Genomic DNA, 18,217 nt, shown 5'->3' on the forward strand with positions numbered 1-18,217 from the left:
GGATTCAGGGTGCGGCGGCGTAGGACAGGAACGATCGCGGTGGTGTCCGCACTGGGCATGACGGCGGTCCTCGGCGGCTGCGGGCTGACCGGCGACTCGGACGGGGTGACCCTGAAGCTGGTCGCCGCCGACTACGGCGACGGCAAGGAGAACAGCTCCCAGAAGTACTGGGACGCGCTGGTCGAGTCCTACGAGGCGAAGAACCCCGACGTGCACGTGGACGTCACCGTCTACTCGTGGAACGACGTCGACCGCAAGGTCCGCGAGATGGTCGAGGCGGGCAAGGCGCCCGACATGGCGCAGATCGGCGCCTACTCCGACTACGCGGCCGAGGGCCTGCTCTACCGGGCCGACGACGTCCTCTCCATACCGGTCCAGGCCGACTTCGTCTCCCAGCTGGCCGGCGCGGGCCAGGTCAACAACGTGCAGTACGGCCTGCCCTTCGCGGCCTCCACGCGCGTGCTCTTCTACAACAAGACCCTCTTCGACAAGGCCGGCCTCCGGCCGCCCAAGTCCTGGGACGACCTCGCGAAGGCCGCCGGGGCGCTCGAGGAGGAGGGCGTGAAGTACCCGTACGCCCTGCCGCTGGGGCCCGAGGAGGCGCCGGCCGAGACGATGCAGTGGATGCTCAGCGGCGGGGGCGGCTACACCGACGACGTCGGCACCTACTCCGTCGACTCCCCGCAGAACGTCACCACCTTCACCTGGCTGCGCGACGAACTGGTCGGCAAGGGCCTCACCGGCCCCGTCGCCCCCGGCAAGCTCAACCGCGCCGCCGCCTTCGACGCCTTCGCCAACGGCGACGTGGGCATGCTCAACGGCCACCCCTCGCTGATGAAGGCGGCCTCCGGCAAGGGGGTGAAGTACGGCATGGTGACCACCCCCGGCGTCGACGGCGAGAGCAGGAACACCCTCGGCGTCACCGACTGGATGACGGCCTTCAAGAAGAACGGCCACCAGGACGAGATCGGCGACTTCCTCGACTACGTCTACAGCGAGGAGAACGTCGTCGACTTCTCCCGCGAGTACGGCCTGCTGCCGGTGACCACCTCCGCCTCGCGGACCATGAGCGCGGCGGCGGAGGACCGGAAGCTCAAGCCGTTTCTGGACGAACTGCTGCTCTCCCAGCTCTACCCGGTCGGCAAGACCTCCTGGGCCTCGGTCAGCGCGGACGTCAAGAAGCACATCGGCGAGGCGGTCGCCCCGGGCGGCAGCCCCAAGGAGGTCCTCGGCCAGATCCAGACCGCGGCCATGCGGGCGGGCAGCGAGGGGTAGCGGCCGCGTTGTCGGCGGCGGGCGTTACGGTGCCGTACATGGACCCGGGTGAGCTGGCCGAGCGGGAGCTGAGCATCCTCGCGATGGAGCGCCGGGGCTTTTCCGGCCCCGGCGCCAAGGAGCGCGCCGTCCGCGAGGAGCTGGGCCTGGCTCCCGTCCGCTACTACCAGCTCCTCAACGCCCTCCTGGACGACCCCCGCGCCCTGGCCGCCGACCCGGTCACGGTCAACCGCCTGCGCCGCGTACGCGACTCCCGCCGCGCGGAGCGCTGACCCGCCCACGCGACGGGTCACCGGCCCCCGGCGCGCGTACGCCGACCTGCAGGGCGACCCGCACCGGCCGGTCCCGGGGCGGTGTCTCCGGGTGGGTACGGGGGCGGGGAGCCCGTGCCGGTCCGTGTGGGGTGCGCCCGGTGGTGCGACCCGCCGGGACGGTCCGGTGGAGGGGCGGCAGGGCGGCACCGGTGCGCGGGACGCGGCCGTCGTGGCGTGGACGCGTCCGAGGCGTGCCGCCGGCTCCGGCGGGATAGGTTCCCGGTATGGGCAGCCACCAGGACTCCACCCGAGACGACTCCCCACACTCCCTGCCGACGCCCGTGACGGCCGCCGGACGCGAAGGGCTCGACGCCTTCCTCGCCGACCCCGGCCGTGCGCTGGTCGTGCTCGACTTCGACGGCACGCTCGCCCCGATCGTGCCCGACCCCGACCAGGCCCGCGCCCACCCGGAGGCCGTTCCGGCGCTCGCCGCCCTGGCCCCGAAGGTCGCCTCCGTCGCGGTCCTCACCGGCCGCCCCGCCGAGGTCGCCGTCCACCACGGCGGCTTCGCGGACGTCCCCGGCCTGGACCACCTCGTCGTCCTCGGCCACTACGGCGCCGAGCGCTGGGACGCCGCCACCGGGACCCTCGACACCCCCGCACCGCACCCCGGCGTCGCCGCCGTCCGCGCCGAACTGCCGGGGCTGCTGGAGCGTTCCGGGGCCGCGGCCCGGGGCACCTGGACGGAGGACAAGGGCCACGCGGTCGCCGTCCACACCCGCCGCGCCCCCGACCCGCACGCCGCCTTCGAAGCCCTGCGCGCCCCGCTCGCCGACCTGGCCCGGCGCCACGGCCTGATCGTCGAGCCCGGCCGCATGGTCCTGGAACTGCGCCCGCCCGGCATGGACAAGGGCGCTGCGCTGCGCTCGTACGCCCACTCCCTCGACGCGGCCTGCGTCCTCTTCGCCGGCGACGACCTCGGCGACCTCCCGGCCTACGCGGCGGTCGACGCCCTCCGCGCCGAGGGCACCCCCGGGCTCCTGGTCTGCAGCGCCAGCGACGAGGTGACGGAACTGCGCAAGCGCGCGGACGTCGAGGTCCCCGGCCCCGCCGGGGTGGTCGCCCTCCTGGCGGCCCTCGCCCACCGGCTGGCCTGAGACAACGTCACGGACGGTTCCCCCGTCCGTCACAGACGTGTCCGGACCCCGCGGGTGGGGCAACCCGGTCCGGCGGCCCCGCGTTCTTGCAGGTCGTAGAGCCCCTCAGGGAGGCCCAAGACCGTGGAGGAACCCGCCATGTCCGCTCGCAAGACCCCGATCCTCGCCCTCGCCGCCGTGGCCCTCGGCCTGGCACTCACCGCCTGCGGCAACGGCGGCGACACCGCCCCCTACGACGCCCTCGCCTCGGGCTCCCCCACGGCCGGCGCGCCGAGCGCCGCGCACTCCCCCGCCGGGGACGACGCGTCCGCGCCCGGGGGGAGCGCCACCGGCGGCACGTCCTCGCGCGCCCCGGAGGCGACGAAGCCGGACCAGGCACAGAAGTGCACGGACCGGATGGACTACGCCGGCGACCCGCGGTCGAACGCCGAGATCAACTCGATCGGCGAGGAGACCGGCACCTGCCCCGAGCCGCAGGCGGCCGGCACCCCGTCGGGCACCCCGAAGCAGGACGGGGTGAAGTGCACGGACCAGGTGAACTACGCCGGCGACCCGCGGTCGAACGCCGAGATCAACTCGATCGGCGAGGAGACCGGCCACTGCCCGCCGGTCCGGGCCGAGTAGCCCGTCAGCCGCGCAGCGCGTCCAACTGCTCCAGGAACCACCGCGCCGGGGGCAACGCGGTACCGGCGGCCGCCAGCCGCTTCGACCGCTCGGCCCGTTCCCCCGCCGGCAGGCCGAGCGCCGCGTGCAGCGCGTCCGCCGTGCCCACCACGTCGTACGGGTTCACCACCACCGCGTCCGCGCCCAGCTCCTCGTACGCCCCCGCCTCCCGCGACAGCACCAGCGCGCACCCCTGGTCGGAGACGACCGGCACCTCCTTCGCGACCAGGTTCATCCCGTCCCGGACGGGGTTGACGAGCGCCACGTCCGCCAGCCGGTACGCCGCCAGCGACCGTGCGAAGTCGTCCTTCAGATTGAGCACGACCGGCGTCCACCCCGGCGTGCCGAACTCCTCGTTGACCGCCTCCGCGACCCGCCGCACCTCGGCGGTGTACTCCCGGTACACGGCGAGGTCCTGCCGCGAGGGGTAGGCGAACGCGACGTGCACGACCCGCTCGCGCCACTCGGGCCGCCCGGCCAGCAGCTCGCGGTAGGCGAGCAGCCCCCGCACGATGTTCTTGGACAGTTCGGTCCGGTCCACCCGCACGATCGTGCGGCGCCCCTCCCCGATCTCCGCCCGCAGCTCCGCCATCCGCTCCTCGACGTCGGCCTCGTGCGAGCGCTTCCGCAGGAAGTCCCCGTCGGCGCCCAGCCCGTGCACGCCGATCTCCGTGCCGTCGAGCCCGCCCACGACGGCGTCGCAGCAGGCGGTGAACGCGTCGGCCCAGCGCCGGGTGAGGAACCCGAGCCGGTCGGCGCCCAGCATCCCGCGCAGCACCTGCTCGGCGATGTCGTCCGGCAGCAGCCGGAAGTAGTCCACCGGGGCCCACGGCGTGTGCGAGAAGTGGCCGATCCTGAGGTCCGGACGCAGCTCGCGCAGCATCCCCGGCACCAGCGTCAGGTGGTAGTCCTGCACGATCGCGACCGCGCCCTCGGCCGCCTCCTCGGCCAGGGCCTCGGCGAAGGCCCGGTTGTACGCCTCGTAGGAGGCCCACTGCCGCCGGAACTCCGCGTCGAAGACCGGCTCCAGGGGCGTCTGGTACAGCATGTGGTGCACGAACCACAGCACCGAGTTCGCGATCCCGTTGTACGCGTCCGCGTGCACGTCGGCCGGTACGTCCAGCATCCGTACGCCGTCCTCGCCGACCCCGCGCCGCATCGCCTCGCGGTCGCCGTCGCCGAGCGCCGAGCACACCCACAGCGCGCCGGCGTCGGGCCCGATGGCCGACAGTCCCGACACGAGCCCGCCACCACCCCGTTTGGCGTGCAGCGACCCGTCCTCCCGCACCTCGTACGAGACCGGCCCCCGGTTGGAGGCGACCAGCACCTGAGCAGCACCGAAGCTTGAAGCCATACGCCTCAACCTAGCCCGGCCCCACGAACCTCAAACGTTTCCCGGCGTCACCTCGACGACGATTCGGTCACGCCTCTTGTGTGGGAACTGTGAAAAGCCCGAGGATATGCGGTGCACATTTCAACTTCTGGGGGGCGGGCGAACCATGCCCATGCGCGCACGCATACGTACACGACACCGGCGCACGAGCGGACTCGCCGCCGCGACCGCACTGATCGCGGCCTGCGCGCTGACCCTGGCGGGCTGCGGCGACGGCGGCGACGGCGACGGCGCGAGCACGAAGGCGGACAGGACGCCTGCGGCGGCCACCGCGACCGCCACGCCGAGCGACAGCCCCACCCCCGAGGCGGCGGCCGGCACCGGGACCGCGACGCCCACCCCGACCCCCACCCCGACCCCGACCGCCGTGACGCTGGAGGACTTCACCGGCCGCACCATGGGCTCGGCCGTCCTCGCCGCCAAGGGCGCGCACGTCGACTACACCGTGCTCCTCCAGGGCACGGGACGGCGGGCCTCCTCCTGGGGCCTCGACGAGAAGGTCTGCGAGCAGAGCGGCGGCCCCGGCGCCGTGACCTTCACCGTCCCCCGCGACGGCCGCGACTGCGCCGGGCGCCTGCTGCACACCCCGCCTCCGGCCCCGTTGCCGACGAAGGCCCCGGGCGGCGCCACGGGCGGAACCGGCGGCGGCAGCACCGGCGGCGGCACGAGCGGGGGCGGCGGAGGCGGCGGCGCGGTGTGCGAGCTGAAGAGCCCCGCCGGGAACTGCTACGCCGACGGCCAGTTCTGCGCCAACAAGCACCACGGGCTGAGCACCCACGGCCGCGGCGGCGAGTACCTGACCTGCGAGCGCGACTCCGGCGGCAGGTGGCGCTGGTCGGACGGCGTTGCCGGCTGAGGCCGGCCCTCAGGCCACCCTCCGGGCCGCGTACTCCGCGATCTCCGTCATCGGCGGGCGCTCCTCGGTGTCCACGGGGTAGGTGCGCGGCTCGAAGCCGTCGGCGCCGCGCTCGAACTGGGTGAGCGTCGGGCGGACCAGGTGGCCGCGGGCCAGGCGGAGCTGGGCGGTCCGGTAGATCGCGGCGGCCATCCGGCCCAGGGCCCGGCCGTCCTGGTGGCGGTGGACGCGGACGCCGACGTCGACCTGGGCGAGCGCGTCCAGGCCCACCAGGTGCAGGGCGTCGACCAGCATGCCCAGCTCGACGCCGTAGCCGACCGGGAAGGGCAGCCGTTCCAGCAGGGAGCGGCGGGCCGCGTACTCGCCGCCCAGCGGCTGGACGAAGCCGGCCAGCCGCGGCCAGTGCATGTTGAGCAGCGGACGGGCCACCAGTTCCGTGACCCGGCCGCCCTGCCCGGGAGCCGTGCCCAGCGGGCGGTCGTACATGGCCTTGACGAGGTGCACATCCGGGTCGGTGAGCAGCGGGCCCACGATCCCGGAGACGAAGTCGGCGGAGAACTCCCGCAGGTCGGCGTCGACGAAGCAGACGATGTCCCCGCCGGTGACCAGCAACGACCGCCACAGCACCTCGCCCTTGCCCGGCAGGGCGGGGATGCGGGGGAGGATCGCGTCCCGGTGCTCGACGCGCGCTCCCGCCGCCGCGGCGACCTGCGCCGTGCGGTCGCTGGAGCCGGAGTCCACGACCACGATCTCGTCGACCAGCGGAACCCGGAGCATCAGCTCCCGCCGGATCACCGTGACGATGTCGCCGACCGTCGCCTCCTCGTCCAGGGCGGGGAGCACCACGCTGACCGACTGCCCGGTGGCGTGCTTCGCGGACAGGAGGTGCTGGAGCGGCCGGTCCCCGGCGGACCAGGAGCGCGCGTTCAGCCAGCGCTCGACTTCTTCCAGCACGTCCGGTGGCTCCTTTGTGATCCATCTCGCCTTACGGACGACTATCTCAACCGTCCTGGCCGTCGGTTACAGTCTTGAACAACGCGTGGGACCACCGCATGCCGGGGTCGCCGCGCGCACAACCGAACAACAACCGCATACCGCTCATCCAGAGGGGCAGAGGGATACGGCCCGATGAAGCCCCGGCAACCCTCCAGTCGGTTCTTGTCACACAGACGTGGCGAGGCTCCCGGCTAGGGAAGGTGCCAAATCCGTCTCACGGCGAGATGCGTCGTGAGGAAGATGAGGAGAAAGGGCCTCGCCTCCATGGCTGTGCAGACTGCCGAAACCGCCACGAACACCACGAACCCCGCGGTCGACCTCGGCCCCGCCGCCGCCCTGAGCTGCCGGGAGTGCGGCCACAAGGTCCCGCTCGGACCGGTCTTCGCCTGCGAGGAGTGTTTCGGCCCCCTCGAGATCGCCTACGACTTCTCCGCCTACGACGCCGACGAGCTGCGCAAGCGGATCGAGGCGGGCCCCGCGAACATCTGGCGCTACGCCCCCCTGCTCCCCGTCCCCGCCGACGTGGCGACCAAGCCGAACATCAACCCGGGCTGGACCAAGCTCGTCCAGGCCGACAACCTCGCCCGCGAACTGGGCGTCACCGGCGGCCTGTACGTCAAGGACGACTCCGGCAACCCGACGCACTCCTTCAAGGACCGGGTCGTCGCCCAGGCGCTGGAGGCCGCCCGCGCCTTCGGCTTCACCACCCTGTCCTGCTCCTCCACCGGCAACCTCGCCGGTGCCGTCGGCGCCGCCGCCGCCCGGGCCGGCTTCCGCTCCTGCGTGTTCATCCCGCACGACCTGGAGCAGGGCAAGGTCGTCATGGCCGCCGTCTACGGCGGTGAGCTGGTCGGCATCGAGGGCAACTACGACGACGTGAACCGCTTCTGCTCGGAGCTGATCGGCGACCCGGCCGGCGAGGGCTGGGGCTTCGTCAACGTCAACCTGCGGCCCTACTACGCCGAGGGCTCCAAGACGCTCGCGTACGAGATCTGCGAGCAGCTCGGCTGGAAGCTGCCCGACCAGCTCGTCGTGCCGATCGCCTCCGGCTCCCAGCTCACGAAGATCGACAAGGGGCTCAAGGAGCTGATCGCGCTCGGTCTGGTCGAGGACCGGCCCTACAAGATCTTCGGCGCGCAGGCCGAGGGCTGCTCGCCGGTCTCCACGGCGTACAAGGCCGGTCACGACGTGGTGCGCCCGCAGAAGCCGGACACCATCGCCAAGTCCCTGGCCATCGGCAACCCGGCGGACGGCCCCTACGTCCTCGACATCGCCCGCCGCACCGGCGGCGCCGTGGAGGACGTGACCGACGAGCAGGTCGTGGACGCGATCAAGCTGCTCGCCCGCACCGAGGGCATCTTCGCCGAGACGGCGGGCGGCGTGACCGTCGGCGTGACGAAGAAGCTGATCGAGAACGGCCTGCTGGACCCGTCGCTCACCACGGTCGTCCTCAACACCGGTGACGGCCTCAAGACCCTCGACGCGGTGGCCGGCACCGGCCTCACCGCCACGATTCGTCCCAGCCTCGACTCCTTCCGCGCGGCCGGCCTCGCCTAGGGGCCCGGCTCCCTCGTTCTTCGGCCGCGGACCGCATGCGGCCGGCCGCGCCCGCGCGGCGGCGGCCGCACAACCGCCCCGCGCCCCCAGGCAAGACACCTGACCGGAGGTTCCACGTGAGCGTCACCGTCCGTATCCCGACCATCCTGCGCACCTACACCGGCGGCAGGGCCGAAGTCAGCGCCGAGGGGGCCAACCTCGGCGAGGTCATCTCCGACCTGGAGAAGAACCACACCGGCATCGCCGCCCGCGTCCTGGACGACCAGGGCAAGCTGCGCCGCTTCGTCAACGTCTACGTCAACGACGACGACGTCCGCTTCGAGCAGGGCCTGGAGACCGCGACGCCGGACGGCGCGGGCGTCTCGATCATCCCGGCGGTCGCCGGCGGCTGACCTCTGCGGCGCAGACCGCCGCAGATACACCTTGTAGTGCGTATTGCCCTCTCCGTGAGAGAAACGGAGGGGGCAATTCCATGGGATTGAGCGCGGTAGAGTTGGGGAACGCGCTCCCGATCAGCACAACGGGAACCGTTAATTCCTGCCGCCCGCCCGACAAGAAGCAGCCAAAGTGCGAGCGTGTTCTGCGGCTTTTGTTCCCTTTGCGTGCCCCGACTTGACCCGTATTCAGGCGAATTCTCGCTACATTCCGGACCGGGCGCGTCCAGATTTCTCGTCCGATTGACCTGTTGCAGACGGCAGTTGGACAGATACATTCAGCCGCGGTCGACGCGTTCCGGCGCACGCCCCCAGTCGTGGGGGGTGAGGTCTGACCCGGGTCCGCGAAGTGCGGATCTGTGCAAGGGCCAGTAATAGGGGAGTTAGGCATGGCTCAGGGCACCGTCAAGTGGTTCAACGCGGAGAAGGGGTACGGCTTCATCGCGGTCGACGGTGGTGCGGATGTTTTCGTCCACTACAGCGCGATTCAGATGGACGGCTACCGCACCCTCGAAGAAGGCCAGCGGGTCGAGTTCGAGATCTCGCAGGGTCAGAAGGGCCCGCAGGCCGACATGGTTCGCCTCAGCGCCTGAGACGCGCGGCCACCGCAGCACCCGGCCTTCGTCCGAAGGGCCCGTACCCACCGGGTACGGGCCCTTCGGCCTGTCCGCCGCCGGCCGGCCACCGCCCCTCGGCGAGCCCGCTTCGCGGGCGCACCTTGCACTCGGGCATGCCGAGTGCTAATCATTGGCGTTAGCACTCTGAAGGTGAGAGTGACAACGAAGGACCGGGTCGGTGAGGCCCGCGGGCCGGGTGGGGAAGGAACCACAAGGCCGGCGAGCCGTCCGTCGCGGGCGCGGGCGCGGTCCGAAGGAATCACCCCCAGTCCTGGAGGGACCACTTCACATGGCCAAGATCATCGCGTTCGACGAGGAGGCGCGGCGCGGCCTCGAGCGCGGCATGAACCAGCTCGCGGACGCCGTCAAGGTGACGCTCGGCCCCAAGGGCCGCAACGTCGTCCTCGAGAAGAAGTGGGGCGCCCCCACGATCACCAACGATGGTGTCTCCATCGCCAAGGAGATCGAGCTCGAGGACCCGTACGAGAAGATCGGCGCCGAGCTGGTCAAGGAAGTCGCCAAGAAGACGGACGACGTCGCCGGTGACGGTACGACCACCGCGACCGTCCTCGCCCAGGCCCTGGTCAAGGAGGGTCTGCGCAACGTCGCCGCCGGCGCCAACCCGATGGCCCTCAAGCGCGGTATCGAGAAGGCCGTCGAGGCCGTCTCCGCCGCCCTGCTCGAGCAGGCCAAGGATGTCGAGACCAAGGAGCAGATCGCCTCCACGGCCTCCATCTCCGCCGCCGACACCCAGATCGGCGAGCTCATCGCCGAGGCCATGGACAAGGTCGGCAAGGAAGGCGTCATCACCGTCGAGGAGTCCCAGACCTTCGGTCTGGAGCTGGAGCTCACCGAGGGTATGCGCTTCGACAAGGGCTACATCTCGGCGTACTTCGCCACCGACATGGAGCGTATGGAGGCGTCGCTCGACGACCCGTACATCCTGATCGCCAACTCCAAGATCGGCAACGTCAAGGACCTGCTGCCGCTCCTGGAGAAGGTCATGCAGTCGGGCAAGCCGCTGCTGATCATCGCCGAGGACGTCGAGGGCGAGGCCCTGTCGACCCTGGTCGTCAACAAGATCCGCGGCACCTTCAAGTCCGTCGCCGTCAAGGCCCCGGGCTTCGGCGACCGCCGCAAGGCCATGCTCGGCGACATCGCCATCCTCACCGGCGGCGAGGTCATCTCCGAGGAGGTCGGCCTCAAGCTGGAGAACGCCACGCTGGACCTGCTGGGCAGCGCGCGCAAGGTCGTCATCACCAAGGACGAGACCACGATCGTGGACGGCGCCGGTTCGGCCGACCAGGTCCAGGGCCGCGTCAACCAGATCCGCGCCGAGATCGAGAACAGCGACTCGGACTACGACCGCGAGAAGCTCCAGGAGCGCCTGGCGAAGCTGGCCGGCGGCGTGGCCGTCATCAAGGCCGGTGCCGCCACCGAGGTCGAGCTCAAGGAGCGCAAGCACCGCATCGAGGACGCCGTCCGCAACGCGAAGGCGGCCGTCGAGGAGGGCATCGTCGCCGGTGGTGGCGTGGCCCTGCTCCAGGCCTCCCAGGTCTTCGAGAAGCTGGAGCTGTCGGGTGACGAGGCGACCGGCGCCAACGCCGTGAAGCTCGCCCTGGAGGCCCCGCTGAAGCAGATCGCCGTCAACGGTGGTCTCGAGGGCGGCGTCGTCGTGGAGAAGGTCCGCAACCTGACCGTCGGCCACGGCCTGAACGCCGCCTCCGGTGAGTACGTCGACATGATCGCCGAGGGCATCATCGACCCGGCGAAGGTGACCCGTTCCGCGCTGCAGAACGCCGCCTCCATCGCCGCGCTGTTCCTCACCACCGAGGCCGTCATCGCCGACAAGCCGGAGAAGGCCGCTCCGGCGGGCGCCCCGGGCGGCATGCCGGGCGGTGACATGGACTTCTGATCGACCGGTTCCGGTTGATCGGCCGTCCCGTACGGACCGAGGGCGGCACTCCCCGAGAGGGGGGTGCCGCCCTCGGGCGTTTCCGTACCGCCCCCGAGGCCGGGTGTGGCCCGGGTCACGGCGGCCCGGCGGCCACGGACGGAATGACCCGGCCGGGCCCGGCGGTTCTCCCAGGAGTGCGATGAATGCGCGCGCACATACCGTCCGGTACCGACCCCAGGGAGTCCGCACGTGACCGCCACCCCCACCGAGGCCGCCACCCGCGCCGCCCAGCTCCTCGCCCGCCCCGCCGTGATCAACGGCCTCACCGTGCCGAACCGCATCGCGATGGCCCCGATGACCCGCATGTTCTCCCCGGGCGGCGTCCCCGGCGAGGACGTGGTGTCGTACTACGCGCGCCGCGCCGCCGCCGGAGTCGGACTGATCGTCACCGAGGGCACCTACGTCGGCCACGAGTCCGCCGGGCTGAGCGACCGCGTGCCGCGCTTCCACGGCGACGAGCAGCTCGCCGGATGGGCGAAGGTCGCCGAGGCGGTGCACGCGGCGGGCGGCACGATCGTGCCCCAGCTCTGGCACATCGGCATGGTCCGCAAGGCCGGCCAGCAGCCCTACCCGGACGCCCCCGCCGTCGGCCCCTCCGGCCTGCGCATCGGCGAGGAGGAGGTCACCGGCACGGCGATGACCCAGCGCGACGTGGACGACGTCATCGGCGCCTTCGCCGAGGCCGCCGCGGCGGCCGAGCGCATCGGCTTCGACGGCGTGGAGATCCACGGCGCCCACGGCTACCTCGTCGACCAGTTCCTGTGGGCCGGCACCAACCGCCGCACCGACGCCTACGGCGGCGACCCCGTGGCCCGCACGCGGTTCGCCGCCGAGATCGTGGCCGCAGTACGGGAGACGGTCTCCGCCGAATTCCCGGTGATCTTCCGGTACTCGCAGTGGAAGCAGGACGCCTACGACGCCCGCCTCGCCGAGACCCCCGAGGAGCTGGAGGCCATCCTCACCCCGCTCGCCTCGGCCGGTGTCGACGCCTTCCACGCCTCCACCCGCCGCTACTGGCTCCCCGAGTTCGAGGACTCCGACCTCAACCTCGCCGGCTGGACCAAGAAGCTCACCGGCAAGACCGCCATCACCGTCGGCTCGGTCGGCCTCGACGGCGACTTCGACAGGGCCTTCCAGGGCGAGGGCGCCTCCGTCCGCGGCCTCGACAACCTCCTCGACCGCCTGGAGCGCGACGAGTTCGACCTCGTCGCCGTCGGCCGCGCCCTGCTCCAGGACCCGCGGTGGGCCGAGAAGGTCCTCTCCGGCCGCTTCGGCGAACTCGCCCCGTACGACGCGGAGTCGCTGAAGACCCTGAGCTGAGGGCCGAGCGCACCACGGCGTAGGGTCCGGAGGATGACGATTCCTGGACCCGTCGAGTCAGTGGAACCCGTGGTGCGCACCGCCGGCGGCGCGGTGCGCGGCCGGCGGGAGGACGGCCTGTCCGTCTTCCGCGGCATCCCCTTCGCCCAGCCCCCGGTGGGGGAGGCCCGGTTCGCCGCCCCCCGCCGCGCCCGCCCCTGGGACGGCATACGCGACGCGTACGCCTTCGGCCCGCCGCCCCCGCAGGACCTGGGCGTCGCGGACACCGCCGGTCCCCCGGACGCCCCCGGGGGCGACGACTGGCTGACGGTCAACGTCTGGACGCCCGAGCCCGACCCGGCCGCGCGCCGCCCGGTCATGGTCTGGATCTACGGCGGCGCCTACAAGCTCGGCCACTCCGGCAGTCCCGCCTACGACGCCCGCCGCATCGCCGCCGACGGCGACCTCGTCGTCGTCACCCTCAACTACCGCGTCGGCATGGAGGGTTTCGCCCACATCGAGGGCGCCCCCGCCAACCGGGGGCTGCTCGACCAGGTGGCCGCGCTGGTCTGGGTGCAGGACAACATCGCCGCGTTCGGCGGCGACCCCGACCGGGTCACCGTCTTCGGCGAGTCGGCGGGCGCCGGTTCCGTGGCCTCCCTGCTGGCGATGCCCCGCGCGGCCGGACTGTTCCACCGGGCCGTCGCCCAGAGCGTGCCGGGCGCGTTCTTCTCCCCGGAACTCGCCCGGGACATCGGTAGGGAGCTGGCCGCGGAGGTGGGCCTGAGCCCGACCGTCGCGGACCTCTCGGACCTGGCCCCCGGCGAACTCGTCAGGGCCGGCCAGCTCCTCGCCCCGAAGATGCCCGGCAACGTCGCCCGCTGGGGACAGGCGGCGCCCACGATCACCCCGTACGCACCCGTCGTGGACGGCGAGATTCTGCCGGTCACCCCGTGGCAGGCGCTGGCGTCCGGTGCGGCCCGCGACGTCGACCTGATGACCGGTCACAACCGGGACGAGAACCGCCTGTTCACCGCGATGGCGGGCAAGCTCGGCGGCGGAATCGGCGAGGACCGCGCGAGCGCCGCCCTGCGCCTGTACGCCCCGGGCGGCGAAGCGGCCTACCGTGCGGCGTTCCCGGGGGCGTCGGCCGACGAACTCTACGAACAGGTCCAGACCGACTGGCTGTTCGCGATGCCCTCCCTCCACCTGGCCGAGGCCCACCTCGCGGGCGGCGGCCGGGCCCACTTCTACGAACTGACCTGGCCCGCGCCGGGGTTCGGCGGCGCCCTGGGCGCCTGTCACGCCCTGGACATCCCCCTCCTCTTCGGCACCTTCCAGGCCGACCTGGCGCTGCTCCAGTTCGGCGGCGCGGAGCCGTCCGAGGAGGCGCTGGCCCTGTCGTCCCGGTTCCGCGCCGCCTGGACCGCGTTCGCCCGCACCGGCGACCCGGGCTGGCCCGCGTACGACACGCGGCAGCGCCTCGTACGGGTCTTCGACGAGGAGCCGGCCGTCGCGCCGTACCCGGAGGAGGTCTCCCGGCGCCTGTGGGAGGGCCACGCGTTCGCGCCGCTGCCGCTGGTGGACCCGAAGGCGTGAGCCTGCGAGGACTGCTGCTGGGCCTGTTCGCCGTCCCGGTCGTCGTCGGCGGGTACTTCCTCGCCGCGGCGGCGACCGCCGACGGCACGCCCCGGTGCGACGGCATCATCCAGGAGTACGGGGACGCGGAGCGCTCCGGTCCCATGAAGCCGGGCGAGACGTGCGACCTGTACGACTTCGCCGACGGCCGCTCGTCGGGCACGCGGACCTACGAGCAGCAGAAGAAGGCGCAGGAGGAGGCCAGGAGCAGCGACCTTCGGACCGGTGGCCTGTGGTTCGGCTACGGCGCGACGGGCGTGCTCGTGGTCGTCGGCCGCCTCGGCCCGAAACGCCGTCGCGCCTGACGGACCGGGCGGGGAGGGCTCAGGAGGGCTGCCGGTCCCCGTCCGCCGTCACGATCCGCTCGACCGCCGCCGCCACCAGCTCGTCGCGCTCGGCCGGGGTGAACACGTCCGGCAGGGTGAGCTGTTCGACGACCAGCCAGTTGAGGGCCAGGTAGAGCAGCTTGACGGCCATGGCGTCGCCGGGAAGACCGGATGCCTCGTGGTAGGCGACGTTGGCCGCGACGTCCTCGCGGATGCGGTCGGTCAGCACCGCGCGCAGACCGGGGCGCCGGGTGGCCTCCAGCCGCAGTTCCAGCAGGGCGAGGTAGCCGGTGCGGAACGAGGCGATGCGGTCGACCAGTTCGCGCATCAGCAGCACGTACGTGTCCCGGTCGCGGTCGGCCGTGCGATGGCGGGCGAGGGTGGCCTCGTCGGGGTGCAGGCGCTCGTAGACCCGGGCGCCCGCCTGCGTGAGCAGGTCGTCGCGGTTCGCGAAGTAGTTGGACGCGGTACCGGCCGGCACGGCGGCCTCCGTGTCCACCGCCCGGAAGGTCAGCCCCCGGGCGCCCTGCGCGGCCAGCACCTCGATCGCGGCGTCGACGAGGGCGGCGCGGCGCTGGTCGTTCCGTCTCACCATGTTCGTCTCCCGACAGTTCGCTCGCGGGCAACTGCGGTCAGGCCGCCGGGACCAGACCACTGCGGTCAGAGTACTACGGCCGGAGTGTCGTGATGGCGCGACGGTTCCGACGGCTCAGAGGCCGCCCATCGGCTCGATGTCCGCCCGTACCGGTGTGCCCCACACGCGCAGGACCTCGTAGTCGGTGAACTCGTGGACGATCCGGTACGCCGTCGCCGCGTGCGGGCCGCGCAGTTGGGCCGCGACGTACAGCTCGGCCTCGCGGCGGTCCCGGCGCGGGGTGCCGCAGAGCTGCCACGCCTGGCCGTTCCACAGCTCGGGCAGCCAGCGCTGCTGGGGCTGCGGCCGGTCGCCCCGCACGCCGTACCGGGACTGGACCGGCTCGGCGGGGCGGGACGGCACCGGCCCGCCGCCGTACTCGGCGCGGCGGGCCGTGCGGCGGCGGGTCTCGCACAGCAGGCACAGGTCGGGGGCGGCCTTGTCGACCGGCCCGTTCGGATGCTCCGGGCAGCGCGTGCTGGGGGCCGTCGAGGTGACGCCCTCCTCCAACTGGTCCAGCGCGCGCTTCAGGTCCGCGCGGACCTCGTGCAGCTTGGCCTCGGGCGTGTCGGCGGTCAGGGCCTCGCCGTGCTCACCGAGGAGGCGCAGGGCGCGGCCCAGGGCGGTCAGCTGGGCGTGGTTCATGTTCCTCAGAATCGCACACCGCGCCGACGGCCCGGACGGTCAGCCGTGCGCCGCCGCCAGGGCCGCCCGCAGGTGCCCGTCGGCCTCCTGGAGGAGGCGCGCGGCCGTCGGTCCGTCCACGTCGGCCAGCAGGACCAGGATCGCGTGCTTGACCTCGCCGCCGGTCGCCGTCAGGGCGCGCTCGATCTCGTCGTCGGCGGCGCCGGTGGCGAGCGCGACGATGCGGCGCGAGCGGGCCCGCAGCTTCTCGTTGGAGGCGCGGACGTCGACCATCAGGTTCCCGTACGTCTTGCCGAGCCGGATCATGGTGATCGTCGACAGCATGTTCAGGACCAGCTTCTGCGACGTGCCCGCCTTCAGCCGGGTGGACCCGGTGAGCAGCTCGGGCCCGGTCACCACCTCGATGCCGTGCTCGGCGGCGGCGGCCAGCGCACTGCCCCGGTTGCAGGCGAGGCCCACGGTCAGCGCCCCGAGCGAGCGGGCGTACCCGACGGCGCCGACCGCGTACGGGGTGCGCCCGGAGGCGGAGACGCCGACCACCGTGTCGTCGGCGGTCAGCGCGAGGGCGTCCAGGTCGGCGCGGGCCAGCTCCGGGGAGTCCTCGGCGCCCTCGACGGAGGTGACCATGGCGTCCGGGCCGCCCGCGATCAGGCCGACGACCTGCCCGGGGGCGGTGTTGAAGGTGGGCGGGCACTCCGAGGCGTCCAGCACACCGAGCCGGCCGGCCGTACCGGCGCCCGCGTAGACCAGCCGCCCGCCGCGCGCCATCCGGACGGCCACGGCGTCGATGGCGGCGGAGATCTCGGGCAGCCGCTCGGCGACGGCGGCGGGCACGGCGGCGTCCTCGCCGTTCATCAGCCGCGCGATGTCGAGCGTGGACATCCGGTCGATCTCGGCCAGCTCGGGCCGGAACGCCTCGGTGGCCAACGTCTCCAACTGGGAACGCAGGTCGGGGTGATGGGGGGTGGAGGTCATGAGGGTATGGCTCTTTCCGGTGACGTGTGGATGCCGGGTGGTGCGAGGCTCCGAGGGGCGCGGGGCTGTGCCGGTGTGCGGCTCCGCCGCGTGGGCGCGGCCGGCCGCGACGAACCCGCGGTCGCGCACGGCGATCACCTGCCGCGGTCCCCGCGGAGCGCCCCGTGCCGATGCGCCAGCGCCTCGTAGGACGCCGCCAGAGCCGGCGCGGCCGATTCGTAGATCCGCTGCGCCACCCCCACGAACAGGCAGTCCACCACCAGGAGCTGGCTGGTCCGCGAGGACATCGCCGCCGGCCGCAGCTCGCTCTCCCGCGCGGTGGACGTGGTCAGCACGTGGTCGGCGTACTGGGTGACGGGGCCGTCGGGGCGGCCGGTGATCGCGACGGTCGTCGCGCCGCGCTCGAAGGCGACCCGCAGCGGTTCGATCACGTCCCCCGTCGAGCCGGAGTGGGTGATCGCCAGGGCCACGTCCCCGGCGCGCAACTGCACCGCGTTGGTGACGGCGAGGTGCGTGTCGCCCGGGGCGTGGGCTATGAGCCCTATGCGCAGCATCTTCTGGGTGAGGTCCTGGGCGACCAGGCCGGAGGCGCCGATGCCGTACACGTCGGTGCGGCGGGCGGCGGCCAGTGCGGCGACGGCCGCGCCGAGCTGGACGGTGTCGAGACCGGCGGCGGTGTCCGCGAGGGTCTGCTGCTCGTCGTAGGCCAGCTTGGCGACCACGTCGGCGATCGGGTCGTCGACCGCGATGTCGGTGGTGATGGCGGGCGCGCGGCCGGACTGCTGCTGGGCGGCGAGCCCGGCCAGTGCGAGGCGCAGGTCGCGGTAGCCGGGGTAGCCGAGCAGCCGGGCGGTGCGCACGACGGTGGCCTCGCTGGTGCCGGTCAGCTCGGCCAGGCCGGTGACCGTGAGGGCCGCGCAGCCGGCCGGGTCGCCCGCGACCGCCTCGGCGACCCGCTGCATGGACCGCGTCATCGACGGCGCCAGGGTGCGGACCTTGGCCGCGAGGGCGGCGGGCGCGGGCGGCGCGCCGCCACCGCCGGTGGCGCGGCGGCCCCCGGCGAGGGGGGCGAAAGTTTCCTTCACTTCATCGGTCACTCATGAAAGATATTTTCGCTTCGGCTCGCGGGTCAAGAGTGCGCACAATGGGTGTATGAACCCCATCAGCTCCCTGGAGCAGGCGTTGCACGCCGCACGCGCCCTCGTGCTCGCCGACCTGGTGGCGGGCGAGGTCGCCGAGCCGGACGTCGTCTCGCTGGTCGAGGAGTCCGTCGTGCAGCGGCGATGGTGGGTCGAGCAGTGGCCCGAGGGCGCGGAGTTCGTGGCGGGGCTGGTGGCGCAGGACGTGCAGGACGCCCTGCTGGAGCGGTACGGCCGCTGGCCGCTGTGCCCGGTGTGCGGCTCCGGCGACCCGCACGCGCTGGACGTCGAACCCGAGCTGGGGCCCGACCCGCACTGGGTGTGCGGCAAGGCCGGCGTGAAAGTCGCGGCGGTCGGCTCGCTGGGTGCGGCCACCGGCGGCACCGCCTCGTGAGGACCCTC

Annotated in this window: 19 protein-coding genes and 1 riboswitch; of the genes, 13 read left to right on the forward strand and 6 right to left on the reverse strand. The window is 72.9% G+C overall.

What is annotated here, in order from left to right; translation table 11 throughout:
* Positions 1–57: 57 nt before the first annotated feature.
* The 4 genes from IG88_RS0124375 (at position 58) to IG88_RS0124390 (ending at position 3,310) form a co-directional block, all read left to right on the forward strand.
* Positions 58–1,275 carry an extracellular solute-binding protein gene (locus IG88_RS0124375; RefSeq protein WP_199807497.1) on the forward strand — a complete coding sequence of 406 codons (1,218 nt, stop codon included), beginning with the start codon at positions 58–60 and terminating at the stop codon, positions 1,273–1,275.
* A 38-nt stretch (positions 1,276–1,313) separates the two neighbouring features.
* Complete coding sequence (locus tag IG88_RS0124380) at positions 1,314–1,547, forward strand: DUF3263 domain-containing protein (RefSeq protein ID WP_030399388.1); 234 nt, start codon at positions 1,314–1,316, stop codon at positions 1,545–1,547.
* A 266-nt stretch (positions 1,548–1,813) separates the two neighbouring features.
* Positions 1,814–2,686, forward strand: coding sequence for a trehalose-phosphatase (gene otsB / locus IG88_RS0124385; protein ID WP_031045080.1), 873 nt, complete (start codon positions 1,814–1,816; stop codon positions 2,684–2,686).
* Between the two features lie 138 nt (positions 2,687–2,824).
* Entirely contained in the window at positions 2,825–3,310 is a 486-nt protein-coding gene (locus IG88_RS0124390) for a hypothetical protein (RefSeq protein WP_031045083.1), read from the forward strand.
* Between the two features lie 4 nt (positions 3,311–3,314).
* On the opposite strand, the gene IG88_RS0124395 is transcribed toward IG88_RS0124390, so the two are convergent.
* The gene (locus IG88_RS0124395) at positions 3,315–4,703 is read right to left on the reverse strand and encodes an alpha,alpha-trehalose-phosphate synthase (UDP-forming) (RefSeq protein WP_031045088.1); all 1,389 of its coding nucleotides are present in this window, start codon (positions 4,701–4,703) and stop codon (positions 3,315–3,317) included.
* A gap of 151 nt (positions 4,704–4,854) precedes the next feature.
* Between IG88_RS0124395 and IG88_RS0124400 the strand changes: the two genes are divergently transcribed.
* Positions 4,855–5,598, forward strand: coding sequence for a hypothetical protein (locus tag IG88_RS0124400; protein WP_324609008.1), 744 nt, complete (start codon positions 4,855–4,857; stop codon positions 5,596–5,598).
* 9 nt (positions 5,599–5,607) lie between these two features.
* Here IG88_RS0124400 and IG88_RS0124405 read toward each other — a convergent pair whose 3' ends face one another.
* Positions 5,608–6,552 carry a glucosyl-3-phosphoglycerate synthase gene (locus IG88_RS0124405; protein WP_031045094.1) on the reverse strand — a complete coding sequence of 315 codons (945 nt, stop codon included), beginning with the start codon at positions 6,550–6,552 and terminating at the stop codon, positions 5,608–5,610.
* A gap of 141 nt (positions 6,553–6,693) precedes the next feature.
* Positions 6,694–6,841: riboswitch (SAM riboswitch) on the forward strand.
* A gap of 17 nt (positions 6,842–6,858) precedes the next feature.
* Between IG88_RS0124405 and thrC the strand changes: the two genes are divergently transcribed.
* From thrC to IG88_RS0124440, 7 genes are all read left to right on the forward strand, one after another.
* The gene (thrC, locus tag IG88_RS0124410) at positions 6,859–8,151 is read left to right on the forward strand and encodes a threonine synthase (RefSeq protein WP_031045097.1); all 1,293 of its coding nucleotides are present in this window, start codon (positions 6,859–6,861) and stop codon (positions 8,149–8,151) included.
* 116 nt (positions 8,152–8,267) lie between these two features.
* A complete protein-coding gene (locus IG88_RS0124415) occupies positions 8,268–8,543 on the forward strand; it encodes a MoaD/ThiS family protein (protein ID WP_031045100.1) in 276 nt (91 codons plus the stop codon).
* A 431-nt stretch (positions 8,544–8,974) separates the two neighbouring features.
* A complete protein-coding gene (locus IG88_RS0124420; RefSeq protein ID WP_004929928.1) occupies positions 8,975–9,178 on the forward strand; it encodes a cold-shock protein in 204 nt (67 codons plus the stop codon).
* 313 nt (positions 9,179–9,491) lie between these two features.
* Entirely contained in the window at positions 9,492–11,117 is a 1,626-nt protein-coding gene (gene groL, locus IG88_RS0124425) for a chaperonin GroEL (RefSeq protein ID WP_030399380.1), read from the forward strand.
* Between the two features lie 231 nt (positions 11,118–11,348).
* Positions 11,349–12,479, forward strand: coding sequence for an NADH:flavin oxidoreductase (locus IG88_RS0124430; protein WP_031045104.1), 1,131 nt, complete (start codon positions 11,349–11,351; stop codon positions 12,477–12,479).
* A 33-nt stretch (positions 12,480–12,512) separates the two neighbouring features.
* Complete coding sequence (locus IG88_RS0124435) at positions 12,513–14,057, forward strand: carboxylesterase/lipase family protein (RefSeq protein ID WP_031045107.1); 1,545 nt, start codon at positions 12,513–12,515, stop codon at positions 14,055–14,057.
* Complete coding sequence (locus IG88_RS0124440; RefSeq protein WP_031045109.1) at positions 14,054–14,401, forward strand: hypothetical protein; 348 nt, start codon at positions 14,054–14,056, stop codon at positions 14,399–14,401. The genes IG88_RS0124435 and IG88_RS0124440 overlap by 4 nt, the downstream gene beginning before the upstream one ends.
* Positions 14,402–14,420: 19 nt before the next feature.
* Here IG88_RS0124440 and IG88_RS0124445 read toward each other — a convergent pair whose 3' ends face one another.
* The 4 genes from IG88_RS0124445 to IG88_RS0124460 all read right to left on the reverse strand — a co-directional run bounded on the left by IG88_RS0124445 (position 14,421) and on the right by IG88_RS0124460 (position 17,761).
* Entirely contained in the window at positions 14,421–15,017 is a 597-nt protein-coding gene (locus IG88_RS0124445; RefSeq protein WP_031045112.1) for a TetR/AcrR family transcriptional regulator, read from the reverse strand.
* Between the two features lie 114 nt (positions 15,018–15,131).
* Positions 15,132–15,701 (reverse strand): hypothetical protein, encoded by a 570-nt coding sequence (locus IG88_RS0124450; protein WP_031045115.1) that lies wholly within the window; start codon positions 15,699–15,701, stop codon positions 15,132–15,134.
* 39 nt (positions 15,702–15,740) lie between these two features.
* Positions 15,741–16,676 (reverse strand): N-acetylmuramic acid 6-phosphate etherase, encoded by a 936-nt coding sequence (gene murQ / locus IG88_RS0124455; protein ID WP_031045120.1) that lies wholly within the window; start codon positions 16,674–16,676, stop codon positions 15,741–15,743.
* 134 nt (positions 16,677–16,810) lie between these two features.
* Entirely contained in the window at positions 16,811–17,761 is a 951-nt protein-coding gene (locus IG88_RS0124460; RefSeq protein WP_031045122.1) for a MurR/RpiR family transcriptional regulator, read from the reverse strand.
* A gap of 67 nt (positions 17,762–17,828) precedes the next feature.
* Here IG88_RS0124460 and IG88_RS0124465 point away from each other — a divergent pair, with 67 nt between their 5' ends.
* On the forward strand, positions 17,829–18,209 hold the full coding sequence (locus IG88_RS0124465; RefSeq protein ID WP_031045124.1) for a hypothetical protein: 381 nt from the start codon (positions 17,829–17,831) through the stop codon (positions 18,207–18,209).
* The last annotated feature ends 8 nt before the right edge of the window (positions 18,210–18,217 follow it).

The sequence above is a fragment of the Streptomyces sp. NRRL F-5650 genome, from assembly GCF_000721365.1.
Taxonomy (GTDB): domain Bacteria; phylum Actinomycetota; class Actinomycetes; order Streptomycetales; family Streptomycetaceae; genus Streptomyces; species Streptomyces ardesiacus.

Excerpts from the sequence above, each read along its gene's own strand:
- IG88_RS0124420 (WP_004929928.1), top strand. The coding sequence starts at position 8,975 with ATGGCTCAGGGCACCGTCAAGTGGTTCAACGCGGAGAAGGGGTACGGC.
- IG88_RS0124450 (WP_031045115.1), bottom strand. The coding sequence starts at position 15,701 with ATGAACCACGCCCAGCTGACCGCCCTGGGCCGCGCCCTGCGCCTCCTC.
- IG88_RS0124375 (WP_199807497.1), top strand. The coding sequence starts at position 58 with ATGACGGCGGTCCTCGGCGGCTGCGGGCTGACCGGCGACTCGGACGGG.
- IG88_RS0124435 (WP_031045107.1), top strand. The coding sequence starts at position 12,513 with ATGACGATTCCTGGACCCGTCGAGTCAGTGGAACCCGTGGTGCGCACC.
- IG88_RS0124400 (WP_324609008.1), top strand. The coding sequence starts at position 4,855 with ATGCGCGCACGCATACGTACACGACACCGGCGCACGAGCGGACTCGCC.
- IG88_RS0124465 (WP_031045124.1), top strand. The coding sequence starts at position 17,829 with ATGAACCCCATCAGCTCCCTGGAGCAGGCGTTGCACGCCGCACGCGCC.
- groL (WP_030399380.1), top strand. The coding sequence starts at position 9,492 with ATGGCCAAGATCATCGCGTTCGACGAGGAGGCGCGGCGCGGCCTCGAG.
- IG88_RS0124380 (WP_030399388.1), top strand. The coding sequence starts at position 1,314 with ATGGACCCGGGTGAGCTGGCCGAGCGGGAGCTGAGCATCCTCGCGATG.
- IG88_RS0124445 (WP_031045112.1), bottom strand. The coding sequence starts at position 15,017 with ATGGTGAGACGGAACGACCAGCGCCGCGCCGCCCTCGTCGACGCCGCG.
- otsB (WP_031045080.1), top strand. The coding sequence starts at position 1,814 with ATGGGCAGCCACCAGGACTCCACCCGAGACGACTCCCCACACTCCCTG.
- IG88_RS0124390 (WP_031045083.1), top strand. The coding sequence starts at position 2,825 with ATGTCCGCTCGCAAGACCCCGATCCTCGCCCTCGCCGCCGTGGCCCTC.
- IG88_RS0124395 (WP_031045088.1), bottom strand. The coding sequence starts at position 4,703 with ATGGCTTCAAGCTTCGGTGCTGCTCAGGTGCTGGTCGCCTCCAACCGG.
- murQ (WP_031045120.1), bottom strand. The coding sequence starts at position 16,676 with ATGACCTCCACCCCCCATCACCCCGACCTGCGTTCCCAGTTGGAGACG.
- thrC (WP_031045097.1), top strand. The coding sequence starts at position 6,859 with ATGGCTGTGCAGACTGCCGAAACCGCCACGAACACCACGAACCCCGCG.